The organism is Stenotrophomonas sp. NPDC077659, assembly GCF_050268705.1.
Lineage (GTDB): Bacteria > Pseudomonadota > Gammaproteobacteria > Xanthomonadales > Xanthomonadaceae > Stenotrophomonas.
Genome location: NZ_JBNNHG010000028.1, coordinates 1 through 16,024 on the forward strand (window position 1 = coordinate 1; position 16,024 = coordinate 16,024).

Below are 16,024 nucleotides of genomic sequence, written 5' to 3' on the forward strand. Positions count from 1 at the left end.
CCACCAGGTCGGTGTCGGCATGGGTGGTATAGCCCATGAAATTGCGATGCAGCTGGCCGGCACGCTGCGCGCGCGACAGGTCTTCCTCCGGCAGCGCGAAGTGGTCCATGCCGATGTACTGGTAGCCCGCTGCAGAGAGGCGTTCCACCGCCAGCCCGAGCAGGGCCAGCTTGTCTTCCGGCGACGGCAGGCGGCGTTCATCGATCTGCCGCTGCGCGCGGAACAGGTGCGGCAGATGGGCATAGCCATACACGGCCAGACGGTCCGGACGCAGCGCCAGGACCAGTTCCAGGGTGCGCCCGAACCCTTCCAGGCTCTGCCCGGGCAGGCCGTAGATCAGATCGACGTTGACCGAATGCATGCCGCTGTCCCGGCAGGCGCGCAGGATGTCCAGCGTCTGCCGCACCCCCTGCACGCGGTTGATCGATTCCTGCACCTGCGGGTCGAAATCCTGCACCCCGAGGCTGGCGCGGTTGAAGCCCAGCCGTGCCAGCATCGCCACATCATCGGCATTGATGAAACGCGGGTCCAGTTCGATGGAAAAATCGCGCTGTGACGAGTCACTGAAATCAAAACGACGCCGCAGCCCTTCCACCAGCGTGGTCATCGCTTCGGCATCGAGGAAGTTGGGCGTACCGCCGCCCAGATGCAGCTGGATCACTTCGCGTCCATCATCGAACTGCGGCGCGAGCAGGTCCGCCTCGGCCAGCACTCTGGCCACGTAACTGTGGCCACGGCCGCGATCGCGGGTGATCACCCGGTTGCAGCCGCAGTAGAAACACGGGCTGGAACAGTACGGCACATGCACGTACAGCGACAGGGCGCGCGCACGTTGGTTGCTGTCGGCGATCGCCTGGCGCAGGGCCGGCGCATCAAAGCCGTCATGGAAGTGCGGCGCGGTGGGATAGGAGGTGTAGCGCGGCCCCGGCCGGTCGTGCCGGCGCAGCAGATCAGGGTCGAAGGCCCAGGCCAGGCCACCAGCGGCGGGAGAGAACGTGTCCATGGTGCCAGCATCGCGCCGGCGCAGCGTCGCTGCCTTGACCTGGATCAATCCCCGCCACGAACGCCCAGCACCGGCAGGCCCACCTGTGGCAAGTGCAGCATCTGGTAACGGCGCCAGAAGGTCTCGGCGATGCGCGTGGCCACGTCGTCGGCCAGGGCCTGCATCGGGGGATTGCCGCACTCGGCGGTGGTGATGTGGAACAGCACCAGCCAGCGGTCGAACAGATCCTTGTCCAGCGCGATGGCCATGTGCTTGGACATCGGCGAACCACTGAACCGCCGGGTACCGCGCAGCATCGCCGACCAGAAATCGACCAGCTGGGCCAGGTGCCCAGGCCAGTCATGGACATGTCCGTCGAACACCGGCCCGAGCCGCTCCTCCTGGCGCACCCGCGCATAGAAATCGTGGACCAGGCGGGTCACGTCCTCTTCGCTGCACAGCTCCAGAGAGGCGACGGGAAGTTCGGTCGGGGAGGCTGCGGTCATCGGGTTACCCAGTACGGATCGGCAGTGTGCCGAAGGCGGCTGTGGCCGCTGTTGATCCAGATCAATGTCGGCGCGGCCACGCGCGCCTAGGCTGGCGAGCTTGCAGGACGCATGCCCTGCGGATGCCGTGCCGGCCACGGCGCAGTATACGCGCCGCCCTCTTCCTCAGACCTGGGACAGCATGAACACATCCTCTTCCAGCCGCCGCCAGCAACTGATCCAGCACTGGGGCGCGGTCCTCTGGCCCAGCTTCATCGCCGCCGGCCTGGCCAGCGTGGTCTTCTTCGCCTTCGTCGACCCCCTGCGACTGCAGGCCATCAGCTTCCCCGGCAGCACGATCAGCCGTGAGCTTGGCTACACGGTGGGCTTCTTCATGTTCTGGGCGGTCACTGCCCTGTCGAGCGCGGTGACCTGGTACCTGCAGCGGCCGATCAGTGCCGGCGATGACGATGAGCTGCCACTGGGATGAACCGCTCTGTGCCTTCCCTGCCCCGCCCCTGGCGCTGGCGTGGTGCCCTCAGCACCGCTCTGCTGGCGCTGTTCTACGCACTGCCCTGGCTGCGCTGGAATGGCCGCCAGGCGCTGCTGCTGGACCTGACCGCGCGCCGCTTTGATCTGTTTGGCTGGACCCTGTGGCCAGACGATGTCGGCGTCCTGCTGGGGCTGCTGGCCGTGCTCGCGGTCAGTCTGGCCCTGTTGACCCATCTGGGCGGCCGGGTCTGGTGCGGCCATGCGTGTCCACAGACCCTGTGGATGCGTGCCTTCGATGGCATCGCCCGTGCGCTGGCGCGCTGGCTGCCGACGCGCGCGGCAGGCCCCGCTACACGGCTGTGCTGGCTGCTGCTCTCTTTGTGGACCGGCATTACCTTCGTGGGCCTGTTCAGCCCGATCCGTGACCTGCTGGACGCGGCCAGCCACGGCAGCTGGAGCGGCGGGGAGCTCTTCTGGGTCCTGTTCTACGCGGCGGCCACCTACGGCAACGCCGGCTTTCTGCGCGAGCAGGTGTGCCGTGCACTGTGCCCGTTCGCCCGCCTGCAGCCGCTGCTGACCGATCCGCACACCCCGCGCATGCTGTACGACGCACGCCGCGGCGAGCCGCGGGGTCCGCGAGCACCGGGACAGGGCGGCGTCTTCGGCCGAGGCCGCGGCCTGCTGGATGCGGTGACAGCACAGGACTATGTCTTCCGTGCGGCCCATCCGCTGTTGGCTGGGCCGATGCCCATCTTCAGCGCGGACCGGCTGGGCGATTGCCTGGACTGTGCGGCCTGCGTGTCAGTCTGCCCGATGCAGCTGGATATCCGCCAAGGCCCGCAGGCCGACTGTGTGGCCTGCGGTGCCTGCCTGGAAGCGTGCGCACAGCAGCAGCACCGCGCCGGCTTCGGCCCGGGGCTGGTGCGCTATTGCAGCCCGCAGCGCATGGCCGGGCAGGCACGCAGCTGGTGGCGCCCACGCACCACCGCGCTGGCATCGTTGCTGCTGGCCCTGCTTGCCTGCGGTGCCTGGCGGCTGTCCTGATTCAGCGCGACCGGCGGCTGCCGTCCGGCGGCACCAGCTGCGCCCGGCGCACGATGCCCATCTGCTCGATGATGAGCGCCAGATCGTTGGTGACTTCGGTACGCTCGGTCCCCTGCGGAACCAGGCGGTCCAGCACCTGCTGGTAGGTATCCCAGAACGCCGGACCGCATCCGTGCTTGTGATAACTGGCTTCCAGTTCGCGGCGTACCCGTTCAGCCAAGCCATGCATGCCGTATTCCATACGACCTCCGTTGGACTTGTCCTGCATCTTTGACGGTCAACCGATCCACTGCCGTGCTACTGAAAGACTCCCGGACTTCACAGCCGGTTGACTCCAATTAGTCACAATTTTCACGACAGGTCAATTACAGAAGACGACTTTTGTGATTGAAATTATTAATCGTTCATCCGCTGAGGCGCATCACGTCCCGCGCCTTTGACCGCGCCAAAGCCGACACACCAACGCACGAACATGCCAAGGACCCGTCCAGCTGCATTTTCCATCGAAATGGCCTATCGCGATAAGCATGCTTAACAAAATGGAGTTGCGAGTCCATATACGACACAACATGTCGTCAATCAGATGGATTCTGCCGCGTTGCTCTTTTCTACCGGAAACAGGTCGGGATAGCGCTGGTGCAGCATGTAGCGCCGCAGCGGTGGAATCGGAACGTCGCACGGCCATTGCGAGACAGCGGATCTGCTGATTCCAAAGAGCCTGGCCAGTTCTGCGTCGGTCTCAAGACCCAGCCGCGCGCGCACGTGTCGCTTGCACCAGATTTCGTCCATTTTCGATCTCTTTCATCATCAGACTTATTCTGATGGCAAGGATTCTTTTGAATCCACGCGTTAAGCTGGCTTGCATAGATGAATACTCTCGGACAACGACTCGCCGCCGCCATGAAAGACGCTGGGCACCCCCGCCCTGCCGACCTGGCCCGCGCCGCGAACAGCACCACGGCCACCGTCAGCAACTGGCTCAACGACAACGTCAAACCCGACCATGTGAAGGCCGAGCAGCTTTTCCGCATCGCCGATGCGGTGAAGATGGATGCGCGTGAGCTGCTGTTCGGCCCGGTCGACGGCGCCGTGGGGGAGCGCGGTACCGCCTATATGTATCTGCCCAGCGAGGCCTACCTGGATGTCTGGGAAACCGCCTACGAACTGGTGGCCAACATCCTCGACCGGCGCGGACTTGATGTCGGCTTCCGCCGCCAGGCATCGCTGGGGCTGATGGCCAACGACCTGCTGCGCGAAGGCATCAGCCGCAGCAAGGTGGCACGCGTGGTCGCAACCGCCCTGCCCTGACCGATGCTGCCCAGGGCGGCGCTGCGCTGGTAGCATGGGCGCCGATGGGGATGGGGCTCCCCCGATAACCGCCTGGAATGGCTGATGGCTCCTGTTGTTGACGAACCCGGCGTTCGTCGATGGCAGGCCGTGCCTGCCATCGCGTACGCCGTCGATCCTGCGGACAAGCACTCGAGGCAAGCGATGCAAGCAATGAACAACTACGTACTGGTCTTCCTGGGAGGCGGCGCGGGCGCGTGCCTGCGCCATGCCTGCAACCTGCTCGGCGCGCGCGTTGCCGTCGGCAGCCCTTGGCCATGGTCCACGTTTCTCATCAACATCAGCGGCGCCTTGCTGATGGGCGTAGTGGTGGAAGCCTTTGCCCTGCGCAACGGCGCATCGCCGCAGCTGCGGCTGCTGCTGGCCACCGGCATCCTCGGCGGCTATACGACGTTTTCAACGTACTCCCTGGAAATCGGCCTGCTGCTGCAGCGTGGCCAGCATGGGCTGGCGGCGCTGTACGCCGGCGGCTCGGTCGCACTCGGCGTGGCCGGCCTGTTTGGCGGCATGAAGCTGGCCCGATGGGTGATGGGCTGAGCATTCAGCCGGCGCTGGCGCGGTCCAGTTCGCGCCATTGCCGGGGCGACTGCCCGGTGTGGGCCTTGAACGCACGCGACAACGCGGCCTCGCTGCCATACCCCACCTCATCGGCAATCCGCTTCAGCGGTCGGCCCTGGCGCAGCGCCTGCTGGGCCAGGCCAACGCGCCACCCCTGCAGGTACTGGCCAGGGGTGGTGCCCATGGCATCGCGGAAACTTGCAGCGAACACGCTGCGTGACATCCCCGCTGTTTCGGCCAGATCCTCCAGCGTCCAGGCCTGCGCCGGTGCCTGGTGCATTGCCACCAGCGCCAGCCGCAGGCGCGGATGGCCGAGCCCGGCAAACAAGCCGCCGCGCATCTGGCCGCCCTCCATCAGCTGCCGCAGCACCTGGATCATCACCACCTCGAACAGGCGGTTGACCATCACGACACGACCGCAGCGCTGTTCGAAGGCCTCTTCAAACAGCAGGTCCAGGGCAGCGGCGCCGCCGTGCAGATCGGCCAAGGGCAGGCAGATGAAATCCGGCAGAGCCGCACTGATGGGGTTGAGCCGGCCCCCTTCGAAATGCAGGTGGGCGCAGGCCATGTCGGCACCGTGCCGCGGGTCAGTACTGAAGCGGTGCGGCACCGGCCGCGGATACAGCAGCAGGCTGGGCACATCGACCTGCACGATCTGCTGACCATGGCTGACCTGCACCGGCCCGCGTCGCACCAGGTGCAACTGGCCCGCCTCATCCTCGCCCAGCAGGCTGTTGATGCCGCACAGCGTCCCGGCATGAAACACCGACGCGTTGACCGCAAAACGTTCCAGCAGGATGGCGAGACGGTCAACCATGACGGGACTCCAGGTCAAAACTACGACGCCCTTCAGCACTCATCGTATCGCATATCGCCCGGGCCCCGGCGGCATCGGGTCACGTGCCGGGCCAGCGCTATACAGGCAGCTCGACCTGCGCATGAAGGCACCGGGGTCCGACTGCATTCGCAACGTCCAGGGCCTTGGTCGCGACCTGCTGGGCGCATGCGAGACAGCCGTTGCTGGACAGCGAGACGTCGAGCCGCTTGGCCCGCGCGGCCACCGTGTTCGATCTGTCCAACGGCATGGCCGTGCGCGCCGATCACAAGGACGCCGCCTTCCCCAGCCGGGCCCTGCGGTGCACCTGTTCGGCACACTGCAGGGCGACTGGCCGGGCTTCAATATCGCGGTCTCGTTCGGCCATCCGTGCATCGGCCTGACCCGCACCGTACTGCACGACGAACACGGGCCAACCAGCAGCATCGTGCAGATGCTGACCGTACCCCCGTAAGCGCTGCGCACGGGCGAGCGGAGGGCGACCTCAGCCGCCCAGCGTGCCCATGGTGAATGTGTAGCCCGACCGCATCAGGAAATCACGCATGCGCAGCTCAGCGCGGCGCGGCGATGGCAGATCGGAAGGGCCATAGAGCGCGTAGACCACGCCCGAGCCTTCGATGCGCTCGCGGCGCACGCCGCAGTGGCGCGTTTCGGCGGCGATGACCCAGCCGTCCTTCAACTGGTCCGGCCCGATCGACTGACCGTTCTTGAGGCGGAACGTCAACCAGCGCACTTCCGCAGAGGATCTGCTCATCGCTGGCCTGCCGCGTGCTGCATGCGGTGTTGCATGTCCGTGCGTGCCATTGCTGCTCCTGGAGGCCTGGACCTCGACCATACCTCCTTCGCATGTCGCGCTGGTTTGAGACTGATTGCGTCACGACCCGGCGCCCACCCAGGCCGGCCACTGCCCCCTCAGGGCGAGGGCCTGGCCGGAGCGGCGTACTGCTGATTGACCTGGTCTTCCTGCTGGCGGCGTGCCGCCGCACAGCGGTCGCGCGCCGCGGACATCTGCCCGTCAGCGGCGACCCGCTCCGCACTCAGCGACTGTTGCAGGCTGGATATCTGCGCGCGGATGCCCGATTCCAGGGTTGCTCGGGATACGTCATTGCCGGCCTGCGGTGGGGCGCTGCGGGTCGCCACCAACTGGCGCTCCAGCTCGGCGACCTGCCGGTTGACCGCCTGGGTGCGCGATCCAAGCGGGCCCTGGATGCGCGACTGCTCGCTCTGCAGGCAGTTGCGCTCGGCAATGCCCGCGTCACTCATGCCCGTGGTGCGATACACCGCTGCCCGGTTGGAGGCCTCGCCAGCGCTCTCGGAGGCGGCGCGGTTCGGGCGCAGCTTCACTGGCTCGCTGCCCGCACCGCAGGGGTCCTGCGAATAGACCGTCTCACCCGATGCACCCTTGCACTTGTAGACCTGCGCTGATGCCAACGGCGCCAGCACCAGCAACACCAGACCGATACCCACGCGTGCGTTCATCCAGACCTCCTGTCCGTGGCCATGACGACCGTTGCTGCCTACGCTACGACGGTTCGCTGGCAGCGGCAAAGCCCCCGCCTGCCCGCGTGACCCGGTTGCGTTCATGCAGCGCGTCGGCGAGCACCTGGATCTCCGCGCGCATCGCCAGCACCTGCAGCCAATGTGCAGGGATGCCTGCCGCGCCATGGAAGGCGCCCGCCAGCTGGCCGAGCACTGCCGCCGTGGTGTCGGCGTCATCACCCAGATTGGCCGCCTCGAGTACGGCCGCTGCAAAGCTGTCGTGCCGGTGGAAGCACCAGAACGCCGCTTCCAGGCTCTCCACGACATAGCCGCTGCCGCGGATCTGTTCGCGGCTCGCCTGCTGGTAGTGGCCCGCCGCAATCTGCTGCAGGCGTTCGCCCTGCACCGGAACATCGCGCAGAGCCAGCACGGCCCGCTTCGGCTGCCCGGCCAGCGCCCGTTCAATCGCCGCTGCCAGCAAGCGGCATGCATCCAGGCATTCGCGCGCAGCGTGGGTAGTGCGCGAACTCAGCTCGGCCATGGCCGGCAGGTCCGGCATGCCTGCATAGCGCAGCACTACCGGGGCCAGGCGCATGATCGAACCGTTGCCGGCGCTGCGCGGATCTTCGTTGCCCGCCAACGGCTGGCCGCTGAGCAGGAACTGGTCGATGGCTGCGCGCGTGGCCATGCCGATGTCGAAACACTCGCCGGTCGCGCTCCAGTAGCCGTTGCGGTACCAGTTGGCATAGCGGGTCATCTGGTCGCGCGCATCGAACTCATCGCAGCGCACCAGGCTTTCGGCCAGGCACATTGCCATCGACGTGTCATCGGTCCACTGGCCCAGCTTCAGATGGAAGGGCCCGCCGCCGACCATGTCGGTGAGCGGCGTGAAGCTGCCACGCGGCTTGAACTCCACCGTGGTGCCGACGGCATCGCCGCAGGCCAGGCCGAGCAGTGCGCCGCGGAAGTGGTCGATCTGGTTCATGGCATGAGTGTAACCAGCCGCGTTGTCAGATGTTCCCGAACACCCGTCTCAATTCGAGCGCGGCGAAGGTGTACCAGGCAAATGCAGGCAGAAGTGCGATGCGCTGGGTCAGCCCATGCCAGGGTGCGGGTACAGGCCGGACAACATCAATCACAGATACGCCATTCCCAGCAGCGAGGTCACCCGCGCTACCCAGGCAATGCGTGCGGAGGCAGAGGTGAACGCGGTGAGTGCGAAGCGACCTCCCCAGCCCAGCAGCGCAAGACTGAAGACGATGATGGCCGCGCCATTGGCTACGATGCAGGCCGTCAACACATTTGCAGGCAGGCCCGGCATCAGCCCCAGTTCGCTGAGGTGCTGGGACAGCGAGCTGTAACCGGGCACGGTGAAGGCGAACGCGATTACGGCCAGCATTGCGCCGAGAGGAAGATGGGTTGCCTGCCGGATTGCCAATGCGCGCACTGCCTGCCTCTCTTCCTGAGTGTGGAGACGGACGTTGACAGGGGTGTCTGCCGGGCCGGCAGTGCGGTTTGGCAGGGAGCCTATGACGCCCGTAGCGAGGCAAGGCCCCAGAACAGGTCAGGAGGTTCGGCGGCGGGCGTCACACCCGCCCAGCCGCCGCGCGCGTGACACCGGCGAGATGACGCTCACGCTGCAGCAGGAAGAGCGGCAGGGCCAGTGACGGGCCCACGGCGAGGCAGACGAGGGGCAACCAACTGCGGCGCATCGCCAGACGACGGGCTTCCACCACCACGAAGACGGCAACCGCGATACCCGACACAAGCACATCCGACCAGGCAAACGCCGAAACAGGGGTGGCGATGGCGTGCTGCAGCAGCAATGGCACATCCAGGCCATGCGTGGCGAGCCACGGAACAAAACTGGACAGCGGCAGCGCCGTGCCCGCGATGCAGAGCAACAGATAGAACATCTGCATGGTTGGCCTTCGATCCTGGGCGTGTTGGACAACGACCGGTGCGCCGCAGGGCACCCCGCTCCGTGTGATGCCGGGCGATCTTAGGTTTGCAGCGCGCGGATGACAAGCTGAGGCAGGATGCCGCGCAAAGAAAAAGCCCTGACCGGGATCAGGGCTTTTCAATTGGAGGCCTCAAGCGGAATCGAACCGCTGTAAACGGATTTGCAATCCTACGCATATCCTTACTTTTCCGGGACTTAGATTTCATTGGCACCCGATCAGCCACCCGATGGGAAAGCAGTTCACCTTCGCGAAGGTTCCTTGCCTGTCCGCTAGTTAGTATTTGTACTAACATCCGCGCCGTCGCGGCGGGTGAGACCCGCCAATCTCAGAGTACACGCCATGCAGTCCCTTCCCTACCCCACCACCCTTGCCCTGGCTCTCGGTCCTGCGATGATCGACGGCCCCGTGCAGTTCGTGCCAATGGCCGCAGTACGCGCGCGGCTGGGCTTCCCGTCGCCGGCCGACGACTTCATGGATGAAGCGATCGATCTGCACCGGCTGCTGGTGCGCAACCCGGCCGCCACGTTCTTGTACCGGGCCGATGGCTGGTCCATGAGCGGCGTCGGCATCAGTGATGGGGACATCCTGGTGGTGGACCGTTCAGTCACGCCGCTGGCCGGTGACCTGGTCATTGCCATCTGGGATGGCAACCAGCCCACCTGCAAGGTACTGCAGCTGTTCGAGAGTCACATGGAGCTGCATTCGGCCAACCCAGACTTCCCGCCCATCGTCCTGGAACAGCCAACCGAGGTCGAGGTGTTCGCCGTTGTGGGCGTGGTCCGTCAGATGAAGCGCCGAGGCCCCTATGTTCGGGCTCGTTGACGGGAACAACTTCTACGCCAGCTGCGAGCGCGTGTTTCAGCCGGCGCTGCGCGGCGTGCCGCTCGTGGTGCTGAGCAATAACGATGGCTGCGCAATCGCGCGCTCGGCCGAGGCCAAGGCCTTGGGCATCAAGATGGGCCAGCCGGCCCATGAGCTGAAGCACCTGGTGCGTCGCCATGGCCTGCAGATGCGTTCGGCCAACTTCGGCCTTTACGGCGACATGAGCGCCCGCGTAGTGACCATCCTGCGAGAAGCCGCGCCCCGGGTGGAGGTCTACAGCATCGATGAAAGCTTCATCGATCTAGAGGGCGTGCGAGACCGTGAGCGGTTCGCCCGGGATCTGCGGCAGCGCGTGCACAGATGGACCGGCATACCCAATTGCATCGGCATCGGGCCGACGAAGACGCTGGCTAAGCTGGCCAACAAGGCGGCCAAGAGCGCCAACGGCGTGATCGACCTCGGGGACGCGGCCTATAGGGCCTCGGTGCTGCGGACCTTCCCCATTGGTGATCTGTGGGGCGTCGGCCGCCGATTGGCACCACGACTCGAAGCCATGGGCATCAGCACCGCGGCCGCTCTGCGTGACTCGCCGGCGGACGACATCTTGGCCACCTTCGGGGTGACGCTCGCGCGCACCCAGCGCGAGCTGCAAGGGCACCCCTGCATGGAGCTGGAAGAGGTAGAGCCTGACCGACAGCAGATCATGGTCAGCCGATCATTCGCTGACCGAGTCGAGGACCACGAAGCCGTTGCCCAGGCCCTGGCCACCTTCGCCGTGCGCGCCTGCGAGAAGCTGCGTGCCCGGGGCCTGGTCACCGCCGGCGTGTGGGTGTTCGCCCATTCCGACGTGTTCCGGCAGGAGCTGCGGCAGCACAACGCCAGCAGGACGGTGAGCCTGCCCGCGTCAACCGCAGACACCACCGTGGTGCTGGGCGTCGTGCGCAAGCTGCTGCGCGGTCTGCTCCGCGACGGGATCGGATACAAGAAAGCAGGCGTGGCGCTGCTCGACCTGGCCCGGCCGGATGAGCTGCAGGCGGATCTGTTCGGGCCGACAGTGGTGGGCAACGAGAGGCTGATGGCCACCATGGACCGGATCAACCAGAAGTTCGGGCGAGGCACGGCCGGCCTTGGCGCATCGGGTTGGCAGTCGCGGCCAGCATGGGGCATGCGGCAGCACATGCTCTCACCGAACTACACAACCTCGGTGCACGAGATTCCATCAGCTCGGTGCTGAAGCCGCTATCGGTAAGGTGCAAAACACTTATCGCGATTCCAGCAACCAATCCATATAGCGCCTATCCGAAATCATCAGTTAATAAACTGCCTTGGCACCAACCTAATAAGTTAAAGCAATCGCAGCATCCAAATCCCGCTCAAGCTGCCAAGCACGAAATACACTACAATTATAGGTCCCATTCGGAATTGCAGCTTGGTACAACCTTGGGCGGGGCAATCCGATTGATATTCTCTCAACCAAAATTCCGATCAAGGCTTCAATACGACTTGGCGATTCGTGGAATCGCGAACCAACAATGACGCCCTCCAATGCACGCGTGTCAAACGGCAAACTTTGCTGGTACAAGCGAGAGCTGATGTATCTCACCTCTTCCTCATATTTCCAATCCAATGACTTCGTCCTCAAGGGATCAGCAGCACGCTCTCGGTCATGCGGCCAAGTCAGATGAACTGGTTCGGATTGGTAAGTTACAGGATGAGTCAGCGCAAGAACGCCCAAGCATTTAACACGCTGCAATTGGAAGCAGACTCCGGTCTGGCCTGCTGAATACAATCCCCACATCAGAACATTGCGGGGATCCGTAGAGAAACAGTGAACGCCGTGCTTTGCCAAGTGACGCCTGTGCGCCGCGCCCATCTCAGCCGAATCACCTGACAGAACGCGTAGTATTTTTTTTAGAAAATCGCTTGAAGCTCTTTTACGGTCATGCTTTGGGAAACTCTTGGCGAGCTTTCTAGCCTGAGACTCAGCCCATTTCCGCCTAACCACGGGATCCGGCGCAAAAGCAACTATAGACGCACCCTCATGCACGTCGTTTAGCTTATCCAAGCCACTGATCCATAGGTTGCCATCACACAAGTAATCCCTCGCCTTTTTCATATCCATACTTGATTCAGGGTCGAAACCCGAATACTTGTAAATGAAAGGCGCACACTTCCGCCTGTCGGGCAGGAATGACCCCTTATACCAAGTGCGCACCTTCCATAGCGGAAGTTGTTTCAAGACATGTATGGTGCGAAGAAGGTCCTCATCGAGACCGTACTCCGACTCTGAGTAATCAGGCGACCTATATGTCATGGCAGCTACGAAAAAGGGCAGAGACAAATTTTAAACCATTGGATCGACGCCGCATAGAAATACCACACACAGATAGACACGACTATCACTTGCTGGAGGACAAGATCTGGGCGACAGATCAATCATCAAAATCACTCCATGTGTGGAAGATTCGTCCAGCTCCCGGTTGTAGACTTCGGACTTCCTGAGCTAGCGGATCTCGCCCCAGGTTTGGCCGTGATCCAGCCGAGCTACAACTTGGCCCCGACACAGCGGGCCTCGGTAATCCTCGACCGAGGCGAAGGCCGACAATTCACCCGGATGGCCTGGGGCCTGCTGCCATTCTGGGCAAAGACCAAGGGTCTGCAGGGCTCGACCATCAATGCCCGCATCGAGACGGTGGCGACAAAGCCAGCATTCCGCACGGCGTTCAAGAAGCGCCGCTGCGTCATCCCAATGGCCGGCTACTACGAATGGTCCGTCAGCCCCGAGGACGGGAAGAAAGACCCGTGGTTCATCCACGCCGCCGGCCCGCTGCTGGCGGCCGGCCTGTGGGAAGACACCAGCCCGCTGCTGCCCGATGGCAACCTGGGCACCTTCACGATCATCACCAGCGACAGCAGCGGCGTGTCGGCGGATATCCACGACCGCATGCCGGTGTGGCTGCAGGCCGGCCAGATCGATGACTGGATGGCAGCCAGCACCGACGACGCCATGGCGCTGCTGCTGGCTAGCCAAACCCCTGCCATGGAGGCCTACCGCGTGAGCCGAGCGGTCAACACCCCCCGCAACAACACCGAAGGGCTGCTGGAACCTGTCGCCTGAGCTTTACAGCAGGGCCGCCTGCCTATCGTCCCAGCTCTTGATGATCAGCTCACCGAACTTACGCCCCCGGCCCTGCCCTCCGCCAATCGAGTAATCGAGCTGCAGCGGCACCAGGTCAAACCCAGCGAACACCTCGCGGATCTGCGGGTGGTCGTTGATCGACACAACGAACCGGCCAGCAGCACCCCGCATCAGCTCTGCCATCGCCTCGTACTCCCTGAAGGGAAAGTCGACGCCATAACCCTCAGTCTCCCAATACGGCGGGTCCAGATAGAACAGCGTGCCCGGCCGGTCGTACCGCCGCACGCAGTCCTGCCACGGCAGGCACTCGATGATGGTGTTGGCCAGGCGCAGATGCACCGCGCTGAGCTCTTCCTCGATCCGCAGCAGGTTGAGCCGCGGACCTCCCGTGGTCACCACACCGAACGTCTGCCCCTGCACCTTGCCTCCGAATGCCAGCTTCTGCAGGTAGTAGAAACGGGCCGCCCGCTGGATGTCGGTAAGGGTCTCGGGACGCTCCATCTGGGCCCACTCGAACATTTGCCGCGACACCAGCGACCAGCGGAACATGCGCACGAATTCGTCCAAGTGATGCCGGACGCAGCGATACAGCCCGACCAGCTCACCGTTGATGTCGTTGAGAACTTCCGTCGCCGCCGGGTACGGGCGCATCAGGAGGGAGGCGGCGCCGCCGGCGAATGCCTCCACGTAGCAGTCATGCTCAGGGAAGTGTGGATACAGGTGTTTCAGGAGCCGGCGCTTGCCACCCGGCCAGGAAATGATGGGCTTTGTCATGGGATCTCAGGTTTTGCGATGGGTGGGGCTGACAATCCCAGCCGCTCTCGAGGGCGACAGGGACGCGGCCAATGCCAGGTGCTGAGATCACCTGTGTTGCGGCACTGTCCGAGTGCTTGCCGGCACTCGGGCAGTGCCCTGTTTCGTTACACAGTCAGTTCGTAGAGCGGGAGGTTGGGCGCAGCCTCGACCAGACGGCCGCCACGCACCCACACGTTGTAGGGCAGCGCCAGCGGCAGCTGCCCGAAGGCCCGCATCTGCACGCCGTCGTAGGTGGTCAAGCTGCTGGTGCCATCAGTGTTGTGAGCGGTGACGGTGGCGATCAGCCTCGGGCTGCCGCCGACCAGGTCACCAAATTGATCCCACAGGTCAGTCCGCATCGGTGTAGTGCCTCTCCAGGGTTGCTGTCTGCTCAATCACCACGGCCTGGTCATCGGCCGAGACCTCGATCCGCAGCGACTCACATTGCCCGTGCCAAGTGCCATCAGCACCGACCACCTCGACCAGATCCAGCGGCAGCACCAACCCGACCTCCCCGGGCTTGAGCGGCTGAGCGAACAGCGGCACTGTCAGGTCGACGGCAGCCTGCTCGCCGCGATCACACAGGATGTTCCTGCCACGCTCCGCGCCGGCAGCCGGCACGGTGATCAACGGGCTGCTGACCTGCTGGGCATAGAGCCGCCCTTCTTCGCCCGACCTGCGCACCTTGCAGGTGACACCCTTTCCGGCCAGCTCGCCCGTCACCACGACGGCGTCGTACAGAGGTGCGCTGCGCATCTGCAGGCTCTCCGTCAGCACGATGTCTTCCTGCAGCACGTGATCCGGCCGAGTGGTTCTCCAATCCCAGGGACTCGCCGGATAGGCCGCCCGCACGCGCATGGCGAGCGCGGCAGGGTCAGACTGCACGACGCCCCCGCTCGCCTCTGCGAGCGCGCTGATGGCATCCAGCGGCGTGCTGGCGTCATAGAACCAGGCACCCGCCGGCACGTTCCAGTCGACGGTGTCGTATTCGCTGGTGAAGCCCGTGTCGGCCAGTTCCTCGGCTACCAGCTGCGCCATGCTGCGATCTTCTGTCGTCGCCTTGACCCGAGCTGGCGCATAGGGCGCGGCCAGCAGCGCGGTACGTGAGCGGCCGCTCAGGCGCACGCCACCGCCACTGAACTCCCTTTGCTTCTGGAAGCTCTCGATGATGCCCGTCCAGACGTAGCCGTTGAGGGTGACCTCGAACTGCCTGGGCCCGGCCGCGGTGGGCTTCAGCAGCGCGAGCTGCTGCGGGTCGGCCAGCTCGATGTCGAACGTCCAGCCCCACGCCCCTCGGCTGGCGCCGAGCGAGATCCGCGTGACTTCTATGGGCGTGCGATCAGGGAGGCGCACCAGGGAAACGGCGTTGATCACGACATGAGTCCTGCGTTGAGGGCGCACCACGTAGCAAGCGGCGACACCAAGGTTCAGGGGGACAAATCCCAGAGCACCTACTACCTGGCACCCGAGGTTGAGGCCGACGTGGTCGCCTCGAGGAAATGGGCTCTCGGGGTCCGGACCTGGCCCCGGACCAGCTCCGGGGCGCACACCCCACGGCGGCCTGTCAGCCGCGCCCCAGGGCAGCTTTGCGTAACCGCGACTCGCAGAGGGGGCACGCCAGGACGACCAAGCTTTCGCATCGACCCTTGGCCTCGACCCAAGCCAGTTAAGCAAAAGCGATTGCCGAGCCGAACTCAGCGAACGCCACTGGAATTGAGCAACGCGCTTCGCTGAACGGAGATGTCCATCCCACCGAAGCCGATATTCAGCACTGAGAAGCCCTTGCTGCCCCCATTTCAGATCTGACAGATGCCCCACTCGATCAACCTGGGAGGTCCACGCACCCGAGCGTTCCTGCCTGGCGACTCCCGCAGAACTCCACGAGGTTGCCGCCGCGCGTGCCAGATGGTCGCCAAACCCCCAACCAGCACTGGTCTGGGCAATCAGTGCAGAACCACTGCCCCAGCCTATACGGCTCAGCGTCCTGCGCTGATGAGGCCGCTTCCACGCCACTTGAGCCTGTTGACGGATCCCACGAACGACCGGCTCGACAGGCTGGTCGTCCCACTCGACACCTAGGTT

At 64.5% G+C, this 16,024-nt stretch carries 21 protein-coding genes and 1 riboswitch; of the genes, 8 read left to right on the forward strand and 13 right to left on the reverse strand.

Annotated features, from left to right (window positions below; all coding sequences use genetic code 11):
- The coding region (gene hemN, locus ACQKDV_RS06295) for an oxygen-independent coproporphyrinogen III oxidase (RefSeq protein ID WP_427782909.1) at positions 1-1,003 on the reverse strand (1,003 nt) is incomplete at its 3' end.
- A 44-nt stretch (positions 1,004-1,047) separates the two neighbouring features.
- Positions 1,048-1,488 carry a group III truncated hemoglobin gene (locus ACQKDV_RS06300; RefSeq protein ID WP_427782910.1) on the reverse strand — a complete coding sequence of 147 codons (441 nt, stop codon included), beginning with the start codon at positions 1,486-1,488 and terminating at the stop codon, positions 1,048-1,050.
- 181 nt (positions 1,489-1,669) lie between these two features.
- Here ACQKDV_RS06300 and ACQKDV_RS06305 point away from each other — a divergent pair, with 181 nt between their 5' ends.
- Positions 1,670-1,957 carry a hypothetical protein gene (locus tag ACQKDV_RS06305; RefSeq protein ID WP_427782911.1) on the forward strand — a complete coding sequence of 96 codons (288 nt, stop codon included), beginning with the start codon at positions 1,670-1,672 and terminating at the stop codon, positions 1,955-1,957.
- On the forward strand, positions 1,954-3,003 hold the full coding sequence (locus tag ACQKDV_RS06310; protein ID WP_427782912.1) for a 4Fe-4S dicluster domain-containing protein: 1,050 nt from the start codon (positions 1,954-1,956) through the stop codon (positions 3,001-3,003). The genes ACQKDV_RS06305 and ACQKDV_RS06310 overlap by 4 nt, the downstream gene beginning before the upstream one ends.
- Position 3,004: 1 nt before the next feature.
- On the opposite strand, the gene ACQKDV_RS06315 is transcribed toward ACQKDV_RS06310, so the two are convergent.
- Both ACQKDV_RS06315 and ACQKDV_RS06320 read right to left on the reverse strand, forming a co-directional pair.
- The gene (locus ACQKDV_RS06315; protein ID WP_427782913.1) at positions 3,005-3,244 is read right to left on the reverse strand and encodes a hypothetical protein; all 240 of its coding nucleotides are present in this window, start codon (positions 3,242-3,244) and stop codon (positions 3,005-3,007) included.
- A 338-nt stretch (positions 3,245-3,582) separates the two neighbouring features.
- Entirely contained in the window at positions 3,583-3,792 is a 210-nt protein-coding gene (locus tag ACQKDV_RS06320) for a hypothetical protein (protein ID WP_427782914.1), read from the reverse strand.
- A gap of 111 nt (positions 3,793-3,903) precedes the next feature.
- Here ACQKDV_RS06320 and ACQKDV_RS06325 point away from each other — a divergent pair, with 111 nt between their 5' ends.
- On the forward strand, positions 3,904-4,311 hold the full coding sequence (locus tag ACQKDV_RS06325) for a transcriptional regulator (RefSeq protein ID WP_427782916.1): 408 nt from the start codon (positions 3,904-3,906) through the stop codon (positions 4,309-4,311).
- Between the two features lie 37 nt (positions 4,312-4,348).
- A riboswitch (Fluoride riboswitch) is annotated at positions 4,349-4,412 on the forward strand.
- A gap of 82 nt (positions 4,413-4,494) precedes the next feature.
- Positions 4,495-4,887: a fluoride efflux transporter CrcB gene (gene crcB, locus ACQKDV_RS06330; protein WP_427782917.1), complete on the forward strand. Its 393-nt coding sequence runs from the start codon at positions 4,495-4,497 to the stop codon at positions 4,885-4,887.
- A gap of 4 nt (positions 4,888-4,891) precedes the next feature.
- On the opposite strand, the gene ACQKDV_RS06335 is transcribed toward crcB, so the two are convergent.
- On the reverse strand, positions 4,892-5,725 hold the full coding sequence (locus ACQKDV_RS06335) for a cupin domain-containing protein (RefSeq protein WP_427782918.1): 834 nt from the start codon (positions 5,723-5,725) through the stop codon (positions 4,892-4,894).
- A gap of 319 nt (positions 5,726-6,044) precedes the next feature.
- Between ACQKDV_RS06335 and ACQKDV_RS06340 the strand changes: the two genes are divergently transcribed.
- Entirely contained in the window at positions 6,045-6,197 is a 153-nt protein-coding gene (locus ACQKDV_RS06340) for a hypothetical protein (RefSeq protein WP_427782919.1), read from the forward strand.
- Between the two features lie 30 nt (positions 6,198-6,227).
- On the opposite strand, the gene ACQKDV_RS06345 is transcribed toward ACQKDV_RS06340, so the two are convergent.
- The 5 genes from ACQKDV_RS06345 to ACQKDV_RS06365 all read right to left on the reverse strand — a co-directional run bounded on the left by ACQKDV_RS06345 (position 6,228) and on the right by ACQKDV_RS06365 (position 9,144).
- The gene (locus ACQKDV_RS06345) at positions 6,228-6,497 is read right to left on the reverse strand and encodes a hypothetical protein (RefSeq protein ID WP_427782920.1); all 270 of its coding nucleotides are present in this window, start codon (positions 6,495-6,497) and stop codon (positions 6,228-6,230) included.
- 158 nt (positions 6,498-6,655) lie between these two features.
- A complete protein-coding gene (locus tag ACQKDV_RS06350; protein ID WP_427782921.1) occupies positions 6,656-7,222 on the reverse strand; it encodes a DUF4124 domain-containing protein in 567 nt (188 codons plus the stop codon).
- 43 nt (positions 7,223-7,265) lie between these two features.
- Positions 7,266-8,207: an ADP-ribosylglycohydrolase family protein gene (locus ACQKDV_RS06355; RefSeq protein ID WP_427782922.1), complete on the reverse strand. Its 942-nt coding sequence runs from the start codon at positions 8,205-8,207 to the stop codon at positions 7,266-7,268.
- Positions 8,208-8,357: 150 nt separating this feature from the next.
- Positions 8,358-8,621 (reverse strand): hypothetical protein, encoded by a 264-nt coding sequence (locus ACQKDV_RS06360; RefSeq protein ID WP_427782923.1) that lies wholly within the window; start codon positions 8,619-8,621, stop codon positions 8,358-8,360.
- A 187-nt stretch (positions 8,622-8,808) separates the two neighbouring features.
- A complete protein-coding gene (locus ACQKDV_RS06365; protein ID WP_427782924.1) occupies positions 8,809-9,144 on the reverse strand; it encodes a DUF2834 domain-containing protein in 336 nt (111 codons plus the stop codon).
- A gap of 381 nt (positions 9,145-9,525) precedes the next feature.
- Between ACQKDV_RS06365 and ACQKDV_RS06370 the strand changes: the two genes are divergently transcribed.
- The 3 genes from ACQKDV_RS06370 to ACQKDV_RS06380 all read left to right on the forward strand — a co-directional run bounded on the left by ACQKDV_RS06370 (position 9,526) and on the right by ACQKDV_RS06380 (position 13,126).
- Complete coding sequence (locus ACQKDV_RS06370) at positions 9,526-10,008, forward strand: LexA family protein (RefSeq protein ID WP_427782925.1); 483 nt, start codon at positions 9,526-9,528, stop codon at positions 10,006-10,008.
- Positions 9,992-11,242: a Y-family DNA polymerase gene (locus tag ACQKDV_RS06375; protein WP_427782926.1), complete on the forward strand. Its 1,251-nt coding sequence runs from the start codon at positions 9,992-9,994 to the stop codon at positions 11,240-11,242. Before ACQKDV_RS06370 ends, ACQKDV_RS06375 begins: the two co-directional genes overlap by 17 nt.
- A gap of 1,218 nt (positions 11,243-12,460) precedes the next feature.
- Positions 12,461-13,126, forward strand: coding sequence for an SOS response-associated peptidase (locus tag ACQKDV_RS06380; protein ID WP_427782927.1), 666 nt, complete (start codon positions 12,461-12,463; stop codon positions 13,124-13,126).
- A 3-nt stretch (positions 13,127-13,129) separates the two neighbouring features.
- On the opposite strand, the gene ACQKDV_RS06385 is transcribed toward ACQKDV_RS06380, so the two are convergent.
- From ACQKDV_RS06385 to ACQKDV_RS06395, 3 genes are all read right to left on the reverse strand, one after another.
- A complete protein-coding gene (locus ACQKDV_RS06385) occupies positions 13,130-13,921 on the reverse strand; it encodes a DNA adenine methylase (RefSeq protein WP_427782928.1) in 792 nt (263 codons plus the stop codon).
- A 146-nt stretch (positions 13,922-14,067) separates the two neighbouring features.
- Complete coding sequence (locus tag ACQKDV_RS06390) at positions 14,068-14,301, reverse strand: hypothetical protein (RefSeq protein ID WP_099818813.1); 234 nt, start codon at positions 14,299-14,301, stop codon at positions 14,068-14,070.
- The gene (locus tag ACQKDV_RS06395; RefSeq protein WP_427782929.1) at positions 14,291-15,316 is read right to left on the reverse strand and encodes a hypothetical protein; all 1,026 of its coding nucleotides are present in this window, start codon (positions 15,314-15,316) and stop codon (positions 14,291-14,293) included. The genes ACQKDV_RS06390 and ACQKDV_RS06395 overlap by 11 nt, the downstream gene beginning before the upstream one ends.
- Positions 15,317-16,024 lie beyond the last annotated feature (708 nt).